General features: G+C 36.0%; 16 protein-coding genes. 1 reads left to right on the top strand and 15 read right to left on the bottom strand.

From position 1 onward, the window contains the following. Nucleotides 1-122 precede the first annotated feature (122 nt). Nucleotides 123-1,154, top strand: coding sequence for a LacI family DNA-binding transcriptional regulator (locus tag CJ739_RS15135; protein WP_117176800.1), 1,032 nt, complete (start codon nt 123-125; stop codon nt 1,152-1,154). On the opposite strand, the gene CJ739_RS15130 is transcribed toward CJ739_RS15135, so the two are convergent. The 15 genes from CJ739_RS15130 to CJ739_RS15060 all read right to left on the bottom strand — a co-directional run bounded on the left by CJ739_RS15130 (nt 1,149) and on the right by CJ739_RS15060 (nt 21,899). Next, nucleotides 1,149-1,496, bottom strand: coding sequence for a cupin domain-containing protein (locus CJ739_RS15130; protein WP_117176798.1), 348 nt, complete (start codon nt 1,494-1,496; stop codon nt 1,149-1,151). The genes CJ739_RS15135 and CJ739_RS15130 overlap by 6 nt on opposite strands. A gap of 399 nt (nt 1,497-1,895) precedes the next feature. Further along, nucleotides 1,896-3,491: a glycerol-3-phosphate dehydrogenase/oxidase gene (locus CJ739_RS15125; protein ID WP_236951519.1), complete on the bottom strand. Its 1,596-nt coding sequence runs from the start codon at nt 3,489-3,491 to the stop codon at nt 1,896-1,898. A 147-nt stretch (nt 3,492-3,638) separates the two neighbouring features. After that, on the bottom strand, nt 3,639-4,913 hold the full coding sequence (locus tag CJ739_RS15120; protein WP_117176794.1) for an MFS transporter: 1,275 nt from the start codon (nt 4,911-4,913) through the stop codon (nt 3,639-3,641). Between the two features lie 442 nt (nt 4,914-5,355). Next, nucleotides 5,356-6,066, bottom strand: coding sequence for a FadR/GntR family transcriptional regulator (locus CJ739_RS15115; protein WP_117176792.1), 711 nt, complete (start codon nt 6,064-6,066; stop codon nt 5,356-5,358). Nucleotides 6,067-6,314: 248 nt separating this feature from the next. Then, complete coding sequence (locus tag CJ739_RS15110; RefSeq protein ID WP_117176790.1) at nt 6,315-6,662, bottom strand: cupin domain-containing protein; 348 nt, start codon at nt 6,660-6,662, stop codon at nt 6,315-6,317. A gap of 104 nt (nt 6,663-6,766) precedes the next feature. After that, the gene (locus CJ739_RS15105) at nt 6,767-9,055 is read right to left on the bottom strand and encodes an alginate lyase family protein (protein WP_117176788.1); all 2,289 of its coding nucleotides are present in this window, start codon (nt 9,053-9,055) and stop codon (nt 6,767-6,769) included. A 297-nt stretch (nt 9,056-9,352) separates the two neighbouring features. After that, nucleotides 9,353-10,168, bottom strand: coding sequence for a heparin lyase I family protein (locus CJ739_RS15100; protein WP_162880233.1), 816 nt, complete (start codon nt 10,166-10,168; stop codon nt 9,353-9,355). An 8-nt stretch (nt 10,169-10,176) separates the two neighbouring features. Continuing rightward, nucleotides 10,177-11,967: a chondroitinase-B domain-containing protein gene (locus CJ739_RS15095; RefSeq protein ID WP_117176783.1), complete on the bottom strand. Its 1,791-nt coding sequence runs from the start codon at nt 11,965-11,967 to the stop codon at nt 10,177-10,179. A 63-nt stretch (nt 11,968-12,030) separates the two neighbouring features. Further along, nucleotides 12,031-13,176: a T9SS type A sorting domain-containing protein gene (locus tag CJ739_RS15090; protein WP_117176781.1), complete on the bottom strand. Its 1,146-nt coding sequence runs from the start codon at nt 13,174-13,176 to the stop codon at nt 12,031-12,033. A gap of 31 nt (nt 13,177-13,207) precedes the next feature. Next, nucleotides 13,208-14,077, bottom strand: coding sequence for an alpha/beta hydrolase (locus CJ739_RS15085; RefSeq protein WP_117176779.1), 870 nt, complete (start codon nt 14,075-14,077; stop codon nt 13,208-13,210). 105 nt (nt 14,078-14,182) lie between these two features. Then, nucleotides 14,183-15,118 (bottom strand): polysaccharide lyase family 7 protein, encoded by a 936-nt coding sequence (locus CJ739_RS15080; protein WP_205419368.1) that lies wholly within the window; start codon nt 15,116-15,118, stop codon nt 14,183-14,185. A 197-nt stretch (nt 15,119-15,315) separates the two neighbouring features. Next, the gene (locus CJ739_RS15075; RefSeq protein WP_162880232.1) at nt 15,316-17,163 is read right to left on the bottom strand and encodes a sialate O-acetylesterase; all 1,848 of its coding nucleotides are present in this window, start codon (nt 17,161-17,163) and stop codon (nt 15,316-15,318) included. A gap of 57 nt (nt 17,164-17,220) precedes the next feature. Then, complete coding sequence (locus CJ739_RS15070; RefSeq protein WP_117176775.1) at nt 17,221-17,973, bottom strand: SDR family NAD(P)-dependent oxidoreductase; 753 nt, start codon at nt 17,971-17,973, stop codon at nt 17,221-17,223. Nucleotides 17,974-18,032: 59 nt separating this feature from the next. Next, on the bottom strand, nt 18,033-19,484 hold the full coding sequence (locus CJ739_RS15065) for an IPT/TIG domain-containing protein (RefSeq protein ID WP_162880231.1): 1,452 nt from the start codon (nt 19,482-19,484) through the stop codon (nt 18,033-18,035). 15 nt (nt 19,485-19,499) lie between these two features. Beyond that, complete coding sequence (locus tag CJ739_RS15060; protein WP_117176771.1) at nt 19,500-21,899, bottom strand: polysaccharide lyase 6 family protein; 2,400 nt, start codon at nt 21,897-21,899, stop codon at nt 19,500-19,502. Nucleotides 21,900-21,912 lie beyond the last annotated feature (13 nt).

The raw sequence follows: 21,912 nt of genomic DNA, 5'->3' as shown, positions 1-21,912 counted from the left end.
AAACGTTTAAGCAAAGGCTTATTAGTAAATATAACAAAAACATTAAATAAACTTATCTATTTTGTTTATAAAAACTAATGTACTATTTTTGCTTAAACGATTAAGCAAAAATATATAAAAAATTGAGAAACAAAAAAAAAACGACCATAAAAGACATTGCTAGCGTTTTAAATATCTCTCCCGCAGCAGTTTCAAAGGCATTGCATGATGATTCACGCATAAGTGCCAAAACAAAGGAAGCTGTAAAAAAGGTGGCGAAAGACTTAAATTATCAACCCAATCACCTAGCAAGTGCGCTTCGTAGAGGAAAAAGCAATTTGGTAGGCGTCATAGTTCCCAGAACCAACAGTCACTTCTTTTCTTCGGTGATTCAAAATATTGAAGAAGTTTTAAATAAAGAAGGTTATAATATTATCATTACCCAATCGAACGAATCTTATAAAAAAGAATGCCGTAATATTGATACGCTGTTATTCACACAGGTTGATGGCATCATTGCTTCCATGGCCAATGAAACCATCAGTTTAGATTTTTACGAGAAAATTAAATCAAAAGGCATTCCCTTAATTCTATTTGACCGTGGTGAAAACGATTTGAATGTCGATTATATTGGTATAAATGATTACGACAGCAGCCACATGATTGTTGAGCATTTAGTGCAACAGGGTTGTAAACGCATAGCACATATTGGTGGCTATAGGCATACGCGTATTTTTAATAACAGAATAAGAGGTTATATTGATGCTATTAAAAAACATCATTTACCATTAGATGAAGCACTACTAATAGAAAGCAGCCTTACTTTAGAAGACGGTCGGGATAAAATGATGCAACTGCTAAACTTAAAAAACAGACCCGATGCCGTTTATGTTGCTGGAGATTATGCCGCTTTAGGGGCGTTACAAGTGTTAAAAGAAAACAACATTGAAATACCTAATACTATTGCTTTAGTTGGTTTTGGTAACGAACCTTTTACATCTATGGTAACCCCGTCTATTTCCAGCATAAACCAACACAGTGATGACATTGGAAAACTGGCAGCACAAACCTTTTTAAAACGTGTAAACGACCTAAAAACGAAACAAACATTAAATAAAATAATACTTGATGCTGAATTGATTGTTAGAGACTCTTCTCATGTGAAGAACCTATAGCATAAAATCTTCTCTTATAGGACTAAAAACGTCTATTAAAACACCGCTTTTTTTACAAATGGTTCCATGCATGGTATTTGGCGGGATATAAAGGGCATCTCCTTCTTTAACTAATTTCACTTCGTTATCAACTGTAAATTCAAACTCACCGCTAGCCACATACGTCACTTGTGAGTGGTAATGGCTATGCAAAGTGCCAACGCCTCCAGCTTCAAAATGAACATTTACAAGCATAATTCTATCATCATAGGCCATAATTTTTCTTTTTATTCCGCCTCCTAATTCTTCCCATTCAATATCATCTCCTAATAAAAAAATGTTGCTTGCTCCAAAACTCTTCATATTATTTATTTTTATAAGCGTTAATTGAACAAATGTACTTTTTTCTGAATTATTAATAAAATAGATTATAGTATATGACAAAAATTAAATCGTCTCACATAGGTTTCTGCCGAAGTCCAATCCAAAATACTTCTGCATATAGCTTCGACAAGCTCAACTTGACAGACTGTGTTCGATAAAACCAGTTTAAACCATACATTGTCGGACTGAGCTTGTCGAAGTCCCCGCTCGTGACGGCGGAGTAAAAAAGTAAGCAAAGAGAGATTGCTATTCAAATGTTTATTTGCATTTCTCCACTAGCGCAAGCATCTTGCTTGTGCCGTTAACCAAGCTAACATTTGATTTTTATTCATATTTCTAAACTTAAATTTATATTCATAGCAATTTGTTTCATCTGGTCTATTTTCTATTTTCTATTCTCTTTATTCTATTCTCTTTTAACGAAACAGTCTCTAAAACATACTGATTGGCAATATTTGTAAATTCCTTAATTTGCTGTTGCTCCCATACAGCATCTTTATCTAATTCTTCAGCCAACATTTTTGCCACCATAGGAATTATTTCTAATGTTGCGCGGGCATCTAAAAACAAGGTGCGAACACGTCGAGCCAAAATATCTTCTACGGTTCTTGCCATTTCGTATCGAATCGCCCAAATAATTTCTGCTTTGGTATGGGGTAACCGTTCATGTACTGTTTCACCCAATTCAGGATTTGTTGCAATTAAACTTTGAATGCCCTCTTGGTCGCTTCCGTAAATATATTGATGGCGGGTTTTATCATTAGATGTTGTAGCGCCATGAATTTTTATGTTTTTTGTTTTACATGATACATACTTCAATTTCCCTATCGAAATAGCTTTATTTATGGTATCCTGCGCCATGCGTCTATAGGTCGTCCATTTGCCACCGGTAATGGTTATTAATTCAGAATTTGAAACGATAATTTTATGGCTTCTGGAAATTTCCTTTGTTTTTTCAGACTTATCTTTTGGTGCTGCCAGTGGTCTTAGGCCTGCAAAAATGCTCAACACATCCTCTTTACCCACTTTTTTGGTTAGATAATTATTTGCCGTAGTCATGATGAAATCTACTTCTTTGTCTAAAGCTGTTGGTTCTAAACTGTGACTATCAAGTAACGTATCGGTGGTACCAACAACCACTTTATTATGCCATGGCACCAAAAACAATACCCTGCCGTCAGTGGTTTTTGGTATCATAATAGCATCCTTTCCGGGCAAAAAAGATTTATCTAAAACTAAATGGATTCCTTGGCTTGGACGCACCATGTCTTTTGCTTCTGAATTATCCATTTTCAAAATCTCATCGGTAAAAACACCTGTAGCATTTATAACAACTTTGGCGTTTAAGGTATAGGTGGCCTTAGTTTCCATATCTTCAGCTATAACTCCATTGACTATGCCATCATCGTTTTTCGACAACTGATTTACTTTAAAATGATTTAAAACAGTAGCCCCATGTTCTATGGCCGTTTGGGCAATATTTACCGCTAACCTGGAATCGTCAAACTGTCCATCATGATACACCACACCTCCTTTAAGTTTTCCATTTTTGATAGTACTTAATCTTGAAAGGGTGTCTTTTTTGTTAATCCGCATCGATTTTCCAAAACTTAATTTACCTGCTAGCGTATCATAAATTTTAAGCCCTATAGTATATTTAAATGTGTCCCACCACGTATAGTTTGGAATTATAAAAGACTGATTGCAGACTAAATGTGAGGCATTCTTCAATAACAAGCCTCTTTCGTATAGTGCTTCCTTTACTAAATCAATGTTGCCTTGCGCTAAATAACGAACACCGCCATGAAGCAGTTTTGTGCTTCGACTAGAGGTTCCTTTTGCGAAATCTACTTGTTCTAATAAAAGGGTGCTAAATCCACGTGTGACACTATCTAAAGCAACACCTAATCCAGTGGCGCCTCCTCCAATAATTATCACATCCCAAGCAGGCTGCTTTTTTAATTGGATTATCAAAGTATTTCTGTTAAACAAATTGGTTGTTTTTTGTTTAAATGTAATAACTTTTTTATGAAGTCATTTAAACTTTTCTTTTTACCTGCAAAAATGATTTTCAATCCGTTCCTATGAGCTTTTTCCGCTTTTCATTTAAGATGGTATTAATTATTCCTCAACAGGTTCAATTTTCTTTATTAATGTAAATAATACCAAAAGAGATAGTGGAATAGTTACTGCTATGACTATGAAAGCTGGCGTATACGAATTTGTGGTAATTTGCCCTATAAACCAATTCATTACCATGACTGAAATTGCACCTACCGTACCTGCTAATCCTGCTAAGGTACCTACGGAAGGGCCTTTAAACAAATCGCTTGATATGGTTTGAATGTTTCCAATAGCAAACTGGAATCCAAATAGCACAAATGTAGCTATGTAAATAAATGTCATAAAATTATTCTCGTTTACCAAGAAAATAATTCCCAATAATCCTAAGAAAATCATGATTCCTCCTAATGTGATAGTCAATTTTCGTGATGCATCTACAGTCATTATTTCCATTAATTTACCCGAAAACCATCCCCCTGCGATACTTCCTGCTGCGCCACCAAGATAAGAAATCCATATAGTAGCGCCAATTTCCTCTATACTTAAATCAAATTTTGAATGTAAGTAGATAGGCATCCAACCCACAAAAAACCACCAGATTGGTTCAATAAAAAAACTACAAAGCAATACCCCCCAAGATTCTTTATAGCTTAAAATTTTCCGTAAACTTAAGCTTTTCACCTTTTTCTTATCAATGAGTTCGTCTTTATCAATTCTATCGGAGACAATAAGATTTCTTTCTTCCTCAGTTACCCATGGATGCTTTTCTGGAGTGGACTTGTTCAGAAACAACCAAGGGATTACCCAAAGCACTCCAACAGCTCCTAAAATGATATAAGTCGTTTTCCAACCAAATTGGGCATATAAAAATATAATTATAAATGGTGCTATCACATTTCCTATGGAAGCTCCTGCATTAAAAATACCTTGGGCAATGGCTCTTTCTTTTATAGGAAACCACTCGCCATTGCTTTTTACTGCACCAGGCCAGTTACCTGCTTCTCCCAAACCTAAAAGCCCCCTAACTATGGAGAGCGAAATCAACCCGCGCGCAAAAGCATGAAACACGGATGCTAATGACCATACAACAATAGATACCACAAACCCTAAACGTGTACCAATGATGTCGTATAATTTCCCAGATAAAAATTTGCCTGCGGCATAAGTAGCCATAAATACGTTTAACATAATAGCATAATCGGTATTATCCATACCTAAATCTTTACCCATTTCTGGCCACAACAATGCAAACGCAGTTCTATCTACATAATTTATAACGGTAGCTATAAAAATCAATGTAATAATCCACCAACGTAAACCTTTAATTTTCATCTTTTTATATTTTTTAATTTTTAATTGTCATGCTTCGACAAGCTTCACTTGCTATCTTCGCTGCAAAATATATTTTGCATATTACTAATGCTCAGCACAAGCTTGGAATACCCTTAACAAATCATCCGCGTGTGTGTGAATGCTATTCTCATGGGTGTTTCATTTTTTATTATTTTTATTTTACCTCACCTAGAACCGCCTTTTCGGGCAGTTCTGACCTCTTCAAAGGAGAGGTGAATTGGATACCCCCGAGGCTGAGCCTTCAGGGAATTATTTAAATTAAATGGCAATAGGGAAGTGCTTCTAAAACACATGCATGTTTTAAAATAGTTGCTTTTAATACGTTTGGTTATGATGTAATACAGTAAAACTATATCGTGAAGCAGATGTCCCGACCTTGCCTTATTTGAAAAACAAAAAGCGCTTTAATTTGTTCTTCTAACTATTGTGATTTTATATTATAACAATACTGGTACAATACGCTAAAATGATCTTTCATTTTTTGTTTTGCCAATACAGGATCTTGTTTCTTTATAGCCTCATAAATTTCTGTGTGTTCTTGAATTCCTATAACCGACAATCTTTTATCACAAACATGATACTTTTCAAAATTCATAATTATTTGTGGTGTGATAGTTAACATGAATGTATTCAAAGTGCTATTACCACTTGCTTTTGCTATTGCTAAATGAAATAACAAATCTTCTTGTACAGCATCTTCACCAGATAACACCTTTTCTTTATAAGCATCTAATGTGTTTTTTATGTTTTTTAAATCTTCATCGGTACGTCTTAATGCTGCCAACCGCACTGTTTTTAATTCCAACAATATTCTTGTTTCTACCAACGATTTAAAGTCTGGAGACTCTAGTCTTAAAATATCTTCAATCATTCCATTCATGGCAACAACGCCTATGTTGGCAACAAAAGTGCCACTTTGCGGTATTGATTTTAACAATCCGTAAAATTCTAATTTTTGAATGGCATCCCTAACATTACTCCTGCTAACCTCAAACTTTTCAGATAACATTCTTTCTGAAGGTAGCTTGTCTCCTGGCTCCAGGTTTTTATAATTAATCAATTCCTTTATTTTAGAGATTATAGTATTTTGAATCTCTAAATTGTCATTTTTAGTAAGTATTTCTAATTTCATTTTTATAAATAATTATTCCCTCAGGTTAACCACAATATTATGTTAAAATTACAATAATCCCATCATAAAAAACGCATTAAGTTACCCTTTTTTAGAATTTGAAACCAACTTATTTCATAAGCTAACTGGTAGAAAAATCTTATTAAACTGGATAACCATATTGGTTTACCAAATATATGCAAATTTTGTTAAAAAAAATGTTTCCATATGTTTTTTTTGCAAACTAATAATTGATTAATAGAATATGACTACATAAAATCTTCACGAATTGGACTAAATACATCTATTAAGACGCCACTTTTTTTACAAATAGCCCCATGCAATACATGTGGTGGAATATAAAAGGCATCACCTCCTTTTAGTAATCTTGTTTTATCTCCTATGGTAAGTTCAAACTCGCCGCTTACCACATAGGTGACTTGTGAATGGTAATGCTCATGCATGGGACCTATACCTCCAGCTTCAAAGTGAACGTTTACTAACATAATGTTATCATCATAGGCCATAATTTTACGTTTTACCCCCTCACCTACAACTTCCCAAGGGATGTCATCTCCCAATAAAAATTCTTTACTTGCTCCAAAACTTTTTTTCATTCTATATAATATATTTTAATTAATTTGAAATCGCCATGATTTGGAAACGCTAACACTACTGAAAATAAAGCGATACCATATGACCTTTAAAAAACAATGAATATTTACATATGAAATAAACAATAAGCACCTTTCCATTGATAGGTCTTCTCTTCTATCTTTATTTGATGGGTACTATTTTTTGAATTGTCTTTAAAAGAAAATGTAAACATGCTTTTTCCAGCACTTTCGGTTTCAATTACCAGTGCTATACATGAGTCATCACTATAAACAACATCTAATTTTTTAATATTGCTGAAGGCATTAACTGCTGCTTCACTAACGGGATTGTAATGCCCATGGGATTCTAGAACAGATATAAAATAAGTGTCTTTACTGTTCTTTTTTCTGATAATGAATCCTGCATCTCTTCTTAAATTAAAATTCGGATCGTTAGCGCCTATGCGGGCAAATATTAAATCGTCATTGTTTGAAACGACCGATGTAAGTGTATAAAATCGGTCTTTATTCAACCAAGATATTTTAGCATTCCCTGTTTCCGATGTACCCTCAGCTTCACTCCATAGATGTTGGTATCCATTTTTAGTTCCTAAAGGCTTTAAGCTTTCAGGTGTTGTGTATTTAAAATTTACAGCTATCAATTGTCCTAAATAATAATACGGCAAATCAAATTGATGTTCACTTTCAGCATGGATCTTAATGATATCCAAAAGATATGGATTCTCGAAACTGTCATCTTTTATAAATACCATGGTTCGATGCAATTCAGTACCCGGATATGCATTTGTTTCCGTAGCACTTACAACTTGAATGTTTGGATTGGAAACATCAAATAAATATTTTTCGGAATGGTGCAAACTGCCTGTTTCAAAATCACCACCAAAATGTGAAGTTTCGTCTTGATTTATGGTATTATGGGCAATGGTTTGTTTTGCCCATGTGGTGTTTTCTTTTAAATAATTGCCTCCTCCCTTTTGTTGAATATTTACAAAACGCGCCATTCCATAATCTTGAACCACTTCGTTTCCAGCTTCATAATAAGAGAATGATAATTTATCGTAATGCCCGTGACTTAAACCTTGTGCAGAATATTTCATCACTAAAGTAAGCGCGTCTTTTGTGCTATTTGTTCTTAATATGGCTACGCCACCTTCGTCACCATTTTTTCCGTCAGATAGATCGATTGATTTTTTAATAAAAGGGGTTTCTAAACCATTGCGTATTCCAAGGGCTACCGATAAACCTGCATCGTCGAGCGACACCTCGCCTTGTGCTTTTGCTATAGATAATAATTCGGTTTTATTACCGCCATAAAAATACCCAATATTTACTGCCGACACCAATTCCCTTGAGTAATACGACATGCCTTTTTGAGCATCATTTAATGGGAAGAAATTGCCCTTGGCATCGGTTAAATGTAACAATGTATTTATCGATTTCAATAGCACGCTATCTTTATACTCAAAGATTTTAAGCTCAGGTTTTACGTTTTGTAACGCTTCTGCAAAAACCAAAAAGGGATACATGGCGTACCGTTGGTAATAAGGTCCTTCGGTATAATAACCATCTGGTGAAAATGGTTCTTCTAAATTTGCAAGAAACCCTACTTTTTGCCCTTTCTTTTTTATAAAACCTCCATCATTGTCTTTGGCATTGGGGTCTATATTATCGGTTTTTAATCCATGCAATGCGATTTCGAGCAATTCAGCATCGTCCATAACCAATGCTATCATACCAACTGCCACATTACCCCACGTACTATGGTTATGTACCCGATTGAAAAACTGTGGATTTTCTACCGAAATAAACCTTGCAAATGGTTTAAAAAGATTTTCTTCTAAATGAGCACGTTCTTTTTCAGTCAAATAATTATACACACAATCGTACGCTTGACTTACATACACCAACCAATTGGAATCGTTTAAACATTGCCAAAACAGTTTGCCACGTGCATACGACCTTGTTTGTGGATGTACCGGAAGTGTTGGATATATTCTAGCGTATTCCAAAAGCATTTCCTTAACGTAACTTGCATATTTTTCATCATCAAATATTTGATATAAAATACCTGCTTTTTGTAAAATTAGAAAGTTCCTTTTGTGTCGCTCGTGCGTATAGCCCCCAGAATAATCTTTTGGGATGGGTACTTCAATGCCATTTAAAATGCTGGCATCTACTTCGGCTTTTACTTTTGCTAAAGTGTCATCAAAAAGAGGAACGGTTCCTAACTGCGCTTTTATGTTTTCAACACCTGTTTTTGTAAGTATTAAACTGGGGTGTTCTTGTTTACTTGATTTTTTTGCATTAGAAATTCCTTTCGATTGTGCTTTGCAAGAAGCAACAATCAATAGTAATGCAACTAATAGAGATGGTATTTTGTTTTTTAAAAACATGTTTGTTTTTTTGAAATTATTCTTTGCTCACAATCAGTGAATGCTTCCCCTTGTGAAAACTAATGATTTGATTGCATTTTAAAAATACGCTTTATAATATTATTTTAACGTGGGTTCGATTTAAAAACAATTCTATATTTAAGGATAAACTAAGTTGTCACCTTGAGCGCAGTCGAAAGGTTATTAAAATCGATAACTTCTATAGGTTTCGACTGCGCTCAACCTGACATCAAAATCTAAGTAAATTATTTTTAATTAAATACATTCTTGATTATATCGAACTCACTTTATTTTATGTTAATTTTGAATGTCTTCTAATTCCTCGATATAAAAATCCGCAAATTTCACTTGTTCATCCCTCAAATCTGATGCGTTTTGTAAGCTTCTGTAAATGCCCCATTTGGGACGTAAAAATTGAGCATCGGTTTTCCACATTCTTATGGAATCATTGCTGTAGTTTAGTAATACTTTGCCATTGTCAGCTCTAGTTAAAGTCACTTCATACTTGCCTTTTCCAATCTCGCCATAGGTGATTCGCTCATAAACTTCTACCCAAACACCTTTAAAATCTTCTAAAGGCACATCGATTAAATTATTCTGCTCCATGTTGGAAGCATATCTGATTTGAAATGCATCCACTTTCAATTTTCTTAATGTGAAAGTGATGCTTGGCATGGCATCTTCAGTACCTCCAACTGCCTTTATTTGGTGGATATGTGTGAATTTATTCGATGCTTGAAAGTGTTTATCCAATTTGAATTTCCATTTATAAACAACCGTTTCTCCAAGTGTTGCAATAAGATTGTCGGGGGATTGTTTATAGGTTTTGATTTCGGTACGTTCCCTATCAAACTTTTTACAACGGTCATTATCTTCTTCCACATGGGCATGAAACACAAATACATATTTCTTTAAATCAGCATCCCATGTTTCGGTAATGTGATTTCCAAAATCCTTATGGGCACAATCGGGTGTTTCTATCACATCATAGTTGGGTGCCAAAACGTTATTGATCAATTCATAGGTTTTCCCTTTACCATCAGCTTCCAGAATGGTTTGTGCATTCGGTGAGAGGGCAGATAAAATCAAAAATAGGATGAAGATTTGTTTCAAGACGTAAATTATTTAATGATTAATTTTTGGGTGTGCTTACCTATTTCCGTATCGATTTGAACTAAATATACGCCTGAAATTAGTTTTGACACATCTATTTCCGATAAATCATCTGAATCAATTTGCAATACTTTTTTACCTGTCATCGTACTTATGATGATTGATTTTAGTTGTATTCCATCTGTTTGAATGTAGAATTGATATGACGCAGGATTTGGATATATTTTTATGTTGCTGACAATGTCACTTTCAATAACTGACAAGGTATCGCCGTAAGCATTTGGACCAACATCGTTTATTCCAATGGGCGTGTAAACAATACCACTGCTGCTAAAATGGTCAGCACCAACGCTGCTCAATGTGGGACGTGATTGTCCTTCAATATCTTCATCAATAATTAAAGAAGACGCGCCATTTTCTTTTGTGGGTGTTGTGTTTGTGGCTTTCCAAATGCTCCCTGTCAAAGCTAAATTTGGATTCTCATTAGAGATTTCATCGGAAGTAAATGTATAGCCATCACCATTTAAAATAGCGTCATCCATAGGATACATCACATTATTGACCCAAGTCACTTCGCCGGCTTGGTCATTGTATATTTTAACCAGGCTGTGTTCTGAACCTATGACTAAATTATTGGCTATGGTTATATCTTGCAATGCTTGGTCATAAGAACCATTGCTTTTTGCGTAGCCTATTTCGATGCCGTAAGCGTTATTGACCAAAGTATTGTTGGCAATAGTGATGCGTTCGCCTCTATAATGCAAACTTTGATCGGTATCAATGCCGTCAATGGCATCGCCTTGTGTCAAGGTTATTGGTGCGTCAAAACGGGTGCCTTGCAAGCCTTCAAGGTAATTGTTAACAATCACATGGTCTGTACCGTAAGCTCTAATGCCGCCTGTATAAATCGTTTGTTCTTGATTAGCATCATTTATAAATATGCCATTGGCTTTTCCGTCTCCAAAAAAGTAATTGCCTTCCACACGGTTTCTGTTGCCTTGGCGTAAAGTTAAAGACCCATAACTTCTCTTAAAAGTATTGTGTCTTACCACATTATCACAAGATTTCACAGAGACAATCTCTGGGTCGCCGTCACAGTCTTCAAACAAATTGAATTCTACGGTTGTAAAACCACTGGTTGTTGACAATTGACTGTTGCCTATTCTAATGGATTCTTTTTCGTTTTCAATTCGTGGTGTATTATTATAAAAGTAGTTATGGTCAATTCTGTCGTATTGCGATTGTTGGTTGACGGTTTTGTCTTCGTTGTAAGTGCCATCAATAGTGATATAATTCCCTGCTGTGGTTTTATTTTGAAACGTATTGTGGTCAATTCTATTGTGGTGGCTCAAAAACTGAAACGTATAATCATTATAATAACCTGTTATTACAATCCATTTGAGTGAGCTGGTTGTTTGTGTTTCAAAAACATTTCTGGTAATTCTGATATTGTTGGACGCTTCTAATTTCACCAATGTACTATTACCAGTGCAATCAAATACAAAACCTTCCAGCGTAATATGTGCTGCCTTTTTAAACACAAAATAGGAATTGCCGGTTAAGGTTACGCCTCCAACGGTTTCCGCTTTTATAACAATCGGGTTTTCGGCCGTTGCGATTTTGGTGAAACTTGCATAAAAATCAGGATAAGTCCCATTTGAAACAATAAATGTTTCACCCCCAGAAGAGGCATTCACTAAATTCTGCAAATTGGTATCTGTTGTCACATAGGTTTGTGCAGAAAGTGTTATTGATGATAGAAACAACAAGAAAAAGTTAAGTAATGATTTGATAGACATAGTTTAGGTTTTTAAATGACATGCAGAAACGTTTTTAAGAGTCCTGCATGTCATTAAGGGGATTTATTGTTTGATTAACTTGTGTGTCATTCTGTTTCCATTTGTAGTGGTCATATTTATGAAATACAATCCTCTAGCTAAATTTGAAATAGATAATGGATTCTTACCCGCATTAAAATGGCCTTTCATTAACGTTTGACCATTCATATTGATGAGTTGGTATGATGCATTATCATTAAGTGAAATCGTAACATGCTCCTTAGTCGGATTTGGATACATTGAAAATTCAAATGCATTGAAATCTTCAGTTCCTAGGGTTGCGCATTCTGTGGCATCCAATACAAAATTGGTATTGGTACCTACAGAATAATTACTGCCTATGGCTGTTTCCAGAGGGCCACCAGGAGCAAAATCTGAAGCATTATCAGTATACACACAAGACAAATTGTTGTTGGTACTTATTTTGAAATACGTAAAAGACGTATATGGAATGGCTCCTAAATCTATATTGGTTAAATCATTGCCAAAAGCTCCTAATTTCTCTAAACTTAAATTCCCAGATACATCAAGACTTCCTGTAATCGCATTGTTTTGAAAGCGCAAATATGTTAATGTCGTAAATCCTGTGATGTCTAAACTCGTTAAATTGTTATTAAAACAATCCAATCTTTGAATGCCGGTATTTCCAGAAACATTAATACTTGTTAATAGATTATCATTAACATACACGTACCTTAATCTTGTCGGATCGGTCAATTGTGTTGTAGCCAAGGAAGCATCCAACGATTCAAGCGAACAACCATAGCCTTTAATGTGGTAAATCACTCTACAACCTGAAATATCCACGGCAGTTACACCTGTATTGTTGTAAAAATATAAGTTGGTCAATTTATCTAAACCTGACACATCCACAGTGCCTGTTAGAGCATTATCCTGAACATAAAGATTTTTTAATTTGATAAAGGATTTTACACCTGTAATATCAGTTACAGTTGTAACCCCTGCCGTTGGTAAATCGATATCTGTTATTAAATTGATATCGGTAAATGTTATGGAACCATCAGTTGTGCTTCCATCTGGTGTAATATTGGCTGCAAATGCCGTTTCTAAATAGGCTTCAAAAGCAGGATCGGGAATAGCCACGGTAGTTTGCGAAAAGGCCATTATATTTGTTAGCAACATAGCGGCGGATAGTAATTTTGTTTTCATAATAGTTTAGATATTAGTTGGTATTCAATGATTATTGTAATCCTAATTCGTTTAAGAAAGACCACATGTCTTTGCTCATTTCGCTTTTCTCTTCTTTGGTGAATTTTCCATGGTTGCCACCTTCAATAGTCAGCATTTTAGTTTTTACACCATTGGATTTTAATTTTTCATATAGCGCAACCGACTGGTCATAAGGCACAATGGGATCAGCATCGCCATGAACAATATACACTGGCGGACTATTTTTGGTAACATAATACAAAGGCGAAACAGATTCAACGAATTTTTGATTATCAAAACCTTTCCCTAACCAGTTCTTCGCAGATTTCCATTTACTCAGTGGCACCAAATCGGTAACACCATATTTATCTATAATAGCAGCTACTTTAATATCGCCATCGTACTTGCAGTTGATGTCAAATTTTTTATCGTTTGCCAATAGTCCTGCCATAAGCGCCAAGTGTCCGCCCGAAGAACCACCCATAACCACTATTTTATTGGTGTCAATATTCAATGCTTTGGCATGCTTGTACAAATAAATCAGGGCGCAGCGTACATCTTCAATAGCTGCAGGCGCAGGTGCCACACCAACCAAACGATATTCGACATTGGCAACGGCATAGCCATTTTTGAAAAATGAACCATAGCCCGTTTGAGATTCTTTAACACCATGGTTCCATCCTCCACCATGAATATTGATGACTATAGGTGTTGGTGTTTCAGATTTTGGATTGGTGTACAAATCCATACGGCCATCCCAACCGTTTACTTGGGCATAGACCACATCTATGTGTGCTTTATATCCTTCGGGAAAATCAACAGGTTTGTATTCCTTTTCCTGACTGAACGTGGCACTTGAAAAAGTGGTTAAAAGGATGCTAAAAAAAATAAGTTTTTTCATACGTTACATTTATTGTTTTAATTAGGTCAGATGGACACGAACGATAGCGAACTGGCGAAGCAATCACTTTATTTTCATAGGTGTTTATCTCACCATCATTTTTGATTAGTGTGAGACTTTCAATTGATAATATTTGACATAGGCAAAGGATTCAGTATTTGTTGAGACCAGGTAATTGCCTGCTTTAAAGTAATTCTCAAAAGGCCATTTTTGTAAACTGACATCTTCAAAAACATGTATTTGATTATTGGCTTTAATGGTCAATTTTCCTGTTCTTGCAGTAATTTTTATACTGAAACTGTTAAAACCCACATAGCCAAAATTATGGCTGATGTCTGTCCAAGTTGATGAACTGTCATCATATAAATCCAATCCTGAAGTCGATTCATTCACCAACGTTTTTTTGTAAGCTTTGATATACCCTTCATCCCAAATCATTTTTAATAAAGGTGGTGCATGATTGGAACTAAAGCCATACGTAGTCATGTCTTCTTGCGAAATAATACCATGTATTTGCATGACAATGGTTCTATTATAAGTTCTGCTGCTATTGTTGTCTTCCGAAATGGAATCAATTTTTAGGGTGCCTTCTAAAATACCGCCTTCAGTAAGTGACCAATTGTTGTAATTATTTCCTGATGTTTGTTGTTCTCGTAATTCCGTTCTAGGATAGCTACTGTTTCCCGTAGTGGCACCAGCAGGATACGTATAAAACACAATAGATGTATCCGAGGTATCATCATACATAAAAGGGATGAGATTCTCTTCTGTTTGATACCCATAATTGATTAATGATATGGGCTGAAACTCATCTGGCTTACCGTCATTGTTCAAGTCTACTGGTAAGGTAATTTTCCAATGGTTGAAATCAATATTTGCATATTCCGTTGCTTTTTGTGAACTATCATTAGACACATTAACAATTGTTTCTTCAGGTAAATTAGTTTCATTTTTCGTACATGACACACTTCCGGCAAAAAGACTCACTGTAAGTATGATTTTAAGCAGTATGACTAAGGTGAATTTTTTAGTTATTTTCATCTGGTTGTATTTAGTTTATGGGTTTATTAGTTTATGGGTTTATGAGTTTATATTTTGGTCATGCTTCAACAAGCTTCATTTGCTAACTTCACTGCAAAATATATTTTTGCATCTCGCTAATGCTCAGCACAGGCTTGGAGCACCCTGAATAATCATCTTCGTATATGTAAATGCTATTTTCATGGGTGTTTCATATATTATTTATCAGTTCTAAAAGGTGGTGCCGGTAAACCAGAAGTATTAAAAATCATCACGTTTCCTGGAGCATCTTCCCATAAATAGCGCACATGTTTTGGATTGCTAATTGATTTTGACGAAACTTCTACAGTTTTGGTATTTGTCAATGTTGCTTCTGCTTTAATGAAACTGTTTTTGCCATCAGAAATTAAAAACCCATTGATGTTTCCAGCGTCCCCCTTGATGCTTAAAGGCTCATTAAAAGTGATGGTAATTTTATTCGTTTTCACTTTCATTTTTTTAACTATCGGGCCGCTTTTGGCTATATCGGTTTCGTTATATGCCAAATTTTGTGCTGCCATTGCCAAACGTTTGCCCACATCTTGCTTGTTCGCAAAATGGACATTGGCATCTTCACCAATATCTAAAGTAACTACCATAGCGGTGTTATCTAACTTCAAAGCTGCTGTTTGTGCTTCCCTTATAGCAGCTTCCCTATTGCCTTGATTGGCATAATTCGCCAACTGTACAAATAGGAATGGCATGTTTTTATTCCAACCTTTGCGCCAATCCTTTATCATTTCAGGGAAAAATTTGGCATACTCCTCAGGGTTTTTAGTGTTTGATTCCCCTTGATACCAAATCACGCCCTTGATATTGTAACCATAAAATGGATGCACCATGCTATTGAACAGTGAAGAGGGGTAGTTTTTTGGGTGCTCACGTGCTGGTGGTTCAGCGACATGAGGTGTTCCAACTTTGTAACACCAATCGCCAACCAACGCGTATGTTTGCGTGGCTGTTTTGAGATATAAATCACTCTCAGCACCTCTAAAACCACCTAAATCACCCAGATTTTTTGTGCGAATGGTTATTCTGTTTTTTCCTGTTTTAAGAAGGCTTTTTGGAATGGTATAAACCCTATCCAAATCTTTACTTGTTGAGGCTCCAACTTCTTGACCGTTCACGTAAGTGATGTCTTCATTGTCAACACGACCAATACTCAATTGAATATCGGAAGCAATATCGGAAGCATTTAAATTGATTTCTTTAGTCACCCAAACCACACCATAGGTTTGCTCTAGCTTTGTATCTCTCCATAACGAAGGCAATTGGAATGTTTTCCAGTCACTGTAATCTGTAGTTGGTGATTCCCAATGGGCAGGCATTCCCAAATCAGCTTTATCTAAATCAACACCATATTGTTTATTCGCTTTGTTATAAGCACTGATAAGGTTAACCATATCCAAAGTTTTCATTTTAGCGATGGTTTCCAGATGCTTTGGATGATCCTTGAATAACGTTGCATCCATCCAAGCTTCAATATTTGTGCCTCCCCAAGAGGAATTTATTAAACCAATGGGGACTTGGTAGGTTACATACAGATGTCTTCCAAAAAAATAGGCAACTGCCGAAAAACCTTCAGCGGTTTCTGAAGTACAAGTTTCCCATGTTCCTTTTAAAACATCGTATTCTTCAGTATGGCTCATGTTACGAGGCGCAGTGAATAACTTGATTTTTTCGTAATTGGCATGAGCTAATTCTTCTTGTCCATTTACTGAGTTTTCAAGTTTCCAGCCCATATTGGATTGCCCGGAACAAAACCAAACTTCACCAACATACACATCTGTAAACTTCAGTGTATTTGTTCCTTTTAAAGTCATTTCAAACGGTCCTCCTGCCTTTGTGGCTTTGAAAGTCACTGACCAATCCCCGTTGGAATCTGCTTTGGTATGTAACGTTTCATCATTAAAAAAAGCGGCTATGGTTTCTCCAGCATGCGCCTTTCCATACATGGTAATAGGTTCATTCTGTTGCAACACCATGTGATCAGAAAAAAAGTGGGGTACTTTTATCTCTGCATTCATCACGAATGAAATGAACAGAAAACTTATTATGAAACTCTTTTTAATCATCATTTTTAATTAACTAAAGGCTAAACCACCATTAATGTCAATATTATTTCCTGTTAAGAATGATGATTCATCCCCTGCCAAATAAGCTACTAAATCGGCAACTTCTTCAGCCATTCCTTCTCTTCTTAAAGCTGTGGCATTTGCAACATTTACCCTTACTTGTTCTTTGGTGAAATCATCATGGAATTTAGTTGCAATCATACCTGGGTTTAATGCATTTACCCGGATACCTAATGGACCCAATTCTTTTGCCAATCCGCGTGTAAAGGTAGAAACGGCTCCTTTTGAAGATGCATATAAAAAGGCTCCTGGACCGCCACCATCTCTACCTGCTTGCGATGCGAAATTAACGATGGAACTTCCTTTGCCCAATAAAGGTGCAAATGCTTTAGTTACAAAAACAACAGATTTAAAATTTACATCCATTATTAAATTGTAAAAGCTTTCGTCTACTTCACTAAGTGTTTTACGAGCAAAAAGACCACCAGCTACATTTACCAGTATATCTACTTTACTTCCAAAAGCGTCCTTAGTTTTTTCAACTAAATTATCTATATCACTTAGTTTCGTGACATCTGCAAATACCGCTATGGCCTGCCCTCCCAGTGCTTCTATTTGTTTTACCGTTTCTGCGCCATGTTCTTCACTATCAAAATAATTCACCACTACTTTAGCGCCTTCTTTTGCTAGTTTTATACATACTGCACGTCCTATATCGCGCCCTCCTCCTGTTACAACAGCTACTCTTCCTTTTAATTTCATTGCTTTGTTTTTTATATTTATATTTTTTATTTAGAACTTGTCTTGACTTTTTTCAGTAACTATCCTGCAGCGTCAAAAGCATCTGTTACATCGATAGCTCCAAATTCCGTAAGAACTGAATCCGTGACGATTATCCAATCCATATTTACTTTTACCGGGAACTCGGTGACGCCTGACCCTGTGTTAAATCGGATTTCAAAAGTTGACCCAATCGTTGAAATGCTTGGGATAAATCCTTTCAATCTAACAGCGTACAATTTCCAATCACCTCCTGTATTCATGTCGGATCCTGAAAGTTGCCGTCTATTAGCCGATCCTGTTCCGCCTATGTATATTTTTAAGATGGGTTCCGTGCTTTCTGTGTTAATCCAAAAATGCAATACCGGATTATCTCCAAAATTGCCAGTATCAATCATATTAGGCCACGTATCATTATTGGTTACATTATGCAAGCGCATTCTTGCTATGGTGCTTCCTGTGGCAGTGTTCATTTGAAGATTGTAATATGAACTGCCCGGGAAAGGTGGCTGCTCCACAACATTGTTGAGTTGCTGTGTGGCTAATGGGTCTTTTGAAAGGTCTATCACAAAAACATTTGCTGCATACGAATCAAATTCAATATAACTTTCAAACTGCCCATTGATATAAGGCACGTTAGATTGCGTCAACTGACCAGAAGTTCCGTAATTGACAACAATATCTTGATAGCCAGTGGCAACTCCTGATGGTACATTAAAGCTTACGGACGTTGCGCTTGCTGTGTTAAAGGTTGCATTTTGACCACCTACGGAAACTCCTGTAATGAGATTCATATCTGTTCCAACAATAGTAACTTCACTATCTCTGTTCATGAGAGATGGCCACGAACTAATGATAGGAGTTGGAATAAGAATATTAAACGAATCATTTAATAGCTGTGACACTTCACCATTTACTGTATTATAATAGTAATTAACCGCTACAGGAGAATTTTCATTATTAGGAACACTTACTACAACAGCCTGATCTTCTTGAAATTGGATCGTTCCATCCATATCGCCAAATGAAATTCTCGTGATACTGGTTAGGTTGGTTCCTGATAGTACGATGTTTTCGTTTACTGTGGCACTAGAAGGAAAAGTAGATGTAACCGTTGGTGTTGGATAGGTTACTGTCAATGTTTCTGAAGACACCGCTTCCTTACCTGCAGAGGTTATGATTTTCACTACGCCGGAAGTAGCATTTGGTGCTACTTTAATTTCTAAAGTTTTACCATTGATACGCTGTGTGATTTGACATTCAACACCACCAACAAATGCGGTTTCTGCAAAATTCAAAAAAGTACCTGTAATCGTAACTTTAGATAAAATATCTGCTGTTCCTGGGGAAATGGACTCAATGGTTGGTTGCGCTGCCAATATTTCATCAACAGTTTTGTCTACTTCAGTATCAGCATCACAAGCTGTAAATACTTGAGCTAATGAAAAGAGCATTATTATAATTGCTGTAAATTGTATTCCTCTAGTCTTCATTTGGTTTGTTTTTTATTATTGGTTTATTAATCCGATGTCCTTACCGTCTGTAGCAGCATGTTTTAAAGCCGAACTTTCTTTTAGTTGAAAAGTATCAGTGTCCTGCCATTGCGGATTTGTATTTAGTACGGATTTGGATGTTGCTTTACTTGATGTTTTTAATTCTCCTGCGTTAAAAACAACGGAATTAGAAACAGAATTTTTATCGCCTTTTAGAATTGCGGAATATTTTGATTCGGGACTTCCTGCAAAAATGGAATTGTTAATGGTAACGTAAACAATACCGTTAGTGCGAATGCTACGCCCTTTTTCATTGTCATCAACATTATAAAACACACAGTGATTAACATGTAATTGGCCTCCTAAGGTAGATTCGTCATTGCCACCTCGGTAATAATGGATGGCGAATTGATCAATGTCCTTAAATAGGGTGTTTTGAATATCAATGACCTCAGCATTGTATTTACCTAGGTCTTCTTTTTCATAACTCAGGTTCAGTCCTCTCAAGCTTTTCTCAAAACGACAATTTAAGATCTGAATGGAGTCTGCAAAAGTGCCTTTGTAAGCTTTAAATATGGCACTTCCATCGTCATGAAACCCATGAATGTACACATCATCCAATTTCAGGTTATACGCTTTTGATGTGGGTGTATTTTGAGAAACAATAGCGTAGCGAACCGAGTTTGCACTCGAACCATCAATTTCCAATCCTTTTATAGCTAATGATGTTCCTTCAGTTACTTTAAAGAAATATCCTGGAACTTTCTCAGCATTCTTACTTATTTTGATGACTGTTTTTTTGCTTCCAGCACCTTTGATTATAATATTTGAAGATACTTGCATACCTCTTGTAATTTCATAAGTGCCTTCTGATAATTCCAAAATGGTACCATCTTTTGCTTTTTTGATGGCATGCACCAAAGCATCTTCTGCTGGAGATACGCTCACTACTTTATAATCTTGTTGTGGTTTTACGGCATTCGTTTCTTTGGCTTTTTCCAAAGACCAACTAACGCCTGGTTGGATGCTCAATGCTGCGGGTACTTTTTTATTTCCAGGGATGATGGCGCCCGCTCTTACTTTTGTTCTTACCGTTCCTGTAAGGTCTGTGCGTACTGGTCGAGTGGTTTTTTTTACCTCTAAGAGCGAATCGCTTGAAACAGATGGAATGGGGTAAGATGGAAGGTTTTCCCAATTTAAATTGGCGTGTTCAAATCCTTCAGTACTGAATTTATAAGCCCCTTGGACTTTATTCCCTGAGAATGAGATCCCGGAAATATCATCAGAAATGTTTAATAAATTTATACTTTCAGTTCCGTAAAATAAATTATTTGCAAACGTCGTATTAATTGGTGTTGCCGAGCGTTCTTCATCACTGCCTTCACATAATTCAATAGCGCTGGAATTGATGAAGGTATTATTTTGGATCACCACATCTTTTACTTGATTGTAACGATTCAAAGGGCCATTAGGAACACCGTTCATAATCACTAAGGGGGCTCTAAAACCGTCACCTTTTAAACCAATCATGAGATTATTCTGGATGATGTGGCCTTCATTGATAACCCGAATTCCTCCTGTATGGGGTTTGTTATTGCCAAAAAACACATTGCCTTCCACCAAACATCTGTTGCCGTGACGTAAAGTGAGAATGCCTTCGCTTTCTAAAAACAGATTGTTTCTGTATATATTATCACAAGATTTACTGGATATAATTTCCACTTCCCCATTGCATTTTTCGAATAGGTTATTTTCCACAAGGGTTTTCGACGATTCCATGGAAGTATGGCTTGTACCAACTCTAATGGTTTCACCACCATTGGCTCCAAGCGGTGGTCTGTAACCAAAATAATTATTGTCTATACGATGGTTATTCTCTAAATTCTCAGGATTACCACGTAAACCAACAATTAAAACAGGACCTTGATTGGTTTTACCATAAAAGGAACAATGGTCCACACGATTGTTTTTTCCCCACAGTTCAACCCATTGGTATTGTGAAGCTCTGTCATCTGGGTTATAATTAGTAATGGCACAGTTGGTTACCCTACAGAAGTTGGCCAACTCAGTCTCATTCTTTCTGAAATTAATAACAGATTTATCAATAGCGTTACCATCTTTAAACCATAGGCCTTCTACAGTTAAATAGGTTCCGGAAATGATGATTCTGGATGTACCGTTAAGAATGACATGACCTGGTGTTTGTGCTTTTAAAACAATTGGGTTCTCTGGAGTGCCTTTACCAATAAAATTGATTTTGACGTCCGTCCAGGTTTGGTCTGCCAATATAATGGTATCACCGGGAGCCACATTTTTTAAAGCAGTTTCCAACGCTTGGGGGTTGCTCACTAAAATTTCTTTAGCATGGGCAAATACAGCAAATAGGCATGTGAGATATATTAAATATTTTTTCATATGTAAATATTTA

The sequence above is a fragment of the Mariniflexile sp. TRM1-10 genome (assembly GCF_003425985.1).
In the GTDB taxonomy this organism is placed as follows: Bacteria; Bacteroidota; Bacteroidia; order Flavobacteriales; family Flavobacteriaceae; genus Mariniflexile.
Note: the sequence above shows the minus strand (reverse complement) of the source record. Positions and strands in the feature narration are given on the sequence as shown.

Coding starts and splice junctions, on each gene's coding strand:
- CJ739_RS15065 (WP_162880231.1), bottom strand. CDS start 19,484: ATGAAGACTAGAGGAATACAATTTACAGCAATTATAATAATGCTCTTT.
- CJ739_RS15105 (WP_117176788.1), bottom strand. CDS start 9,055: ATGTTTTTAAAAAACAAAATACCATCTCTATTAGTTGCATTACTATTG.
- CJ739_RS15085 (WP_117176779.1), bottom strand. CDS start 14,077: ATGAAAAAACTTATTTTTTTTAGCATCCTTTTAACCACTTTTTCAAGT.
- CJ739_RS15075 (WP_162880232.1), bottom strand. CDS start 17,163: ATGAATGCAGAGATAAAAGTACCCCACTTTTTTTCTGATCACATGGTG.
- CJ739_RS15070 (WP_117176775.1), bottom strand. CDS start 17,973: ATGAAATTAAAAGGAAGAGTAGCTGTTGTAACAGGAGGAGGGCGCGAT.
- CJ739_RS15110 (WP_117176790.1), bottom strand. CDS start 6,662: ATGAAAAAAAGTTTTGGAGCAAGTAAAGAATTTTTATTGGGAGATGAC.
- CJ739_RS15130 (WP_117176798.1), bottom strand. CDS start 1,496: ATGAAGAGTTTTGGAGCAAGCAACATTTTTTTATTAGGAGATGATATT.
- CJ739_RS15120 (WP_117176794.1), bottom strand. CDS start 4,913: ATGAAAATTAAAGGTTTACGTTGGTGGATTATTACATTGATTTTTATA.
- CJ739_RS15080 (WP_205419368.1), bottom strand. CDS start 15,118: ATGAAAATAACTAAAAAATTCACCTTAGTCATACTGCTTAAAATCATA.
- CJ739_RS15115 (WP_117176792.1), bottom strand. CDS start 6,066: ATGAAATTAGAAATACTTACTAAAAATGACAATTTAGAGATTCAAAAT.
- CJ739_RS15095 (WP_117176783.1), bottom strand. CDS start 11,967: ATGTCTATCAAATCATTACTTAACTTTTTCTTGTTGTTTCTATCATCA.
- CJ739_RS15090 (WP_117176781.1), bottom strand. CDS start 13,176: ATGAAAACAAAATTACTATCCGCCGCTATGTTGCTAACAAATATAATG.
- CJ739_RS15060 (WP_117176771.1), bottom strand. CDS start 21,899: ATGAAAAAATATTTAATATATCTCACATGCCTATTTGCTGTATTTGCC.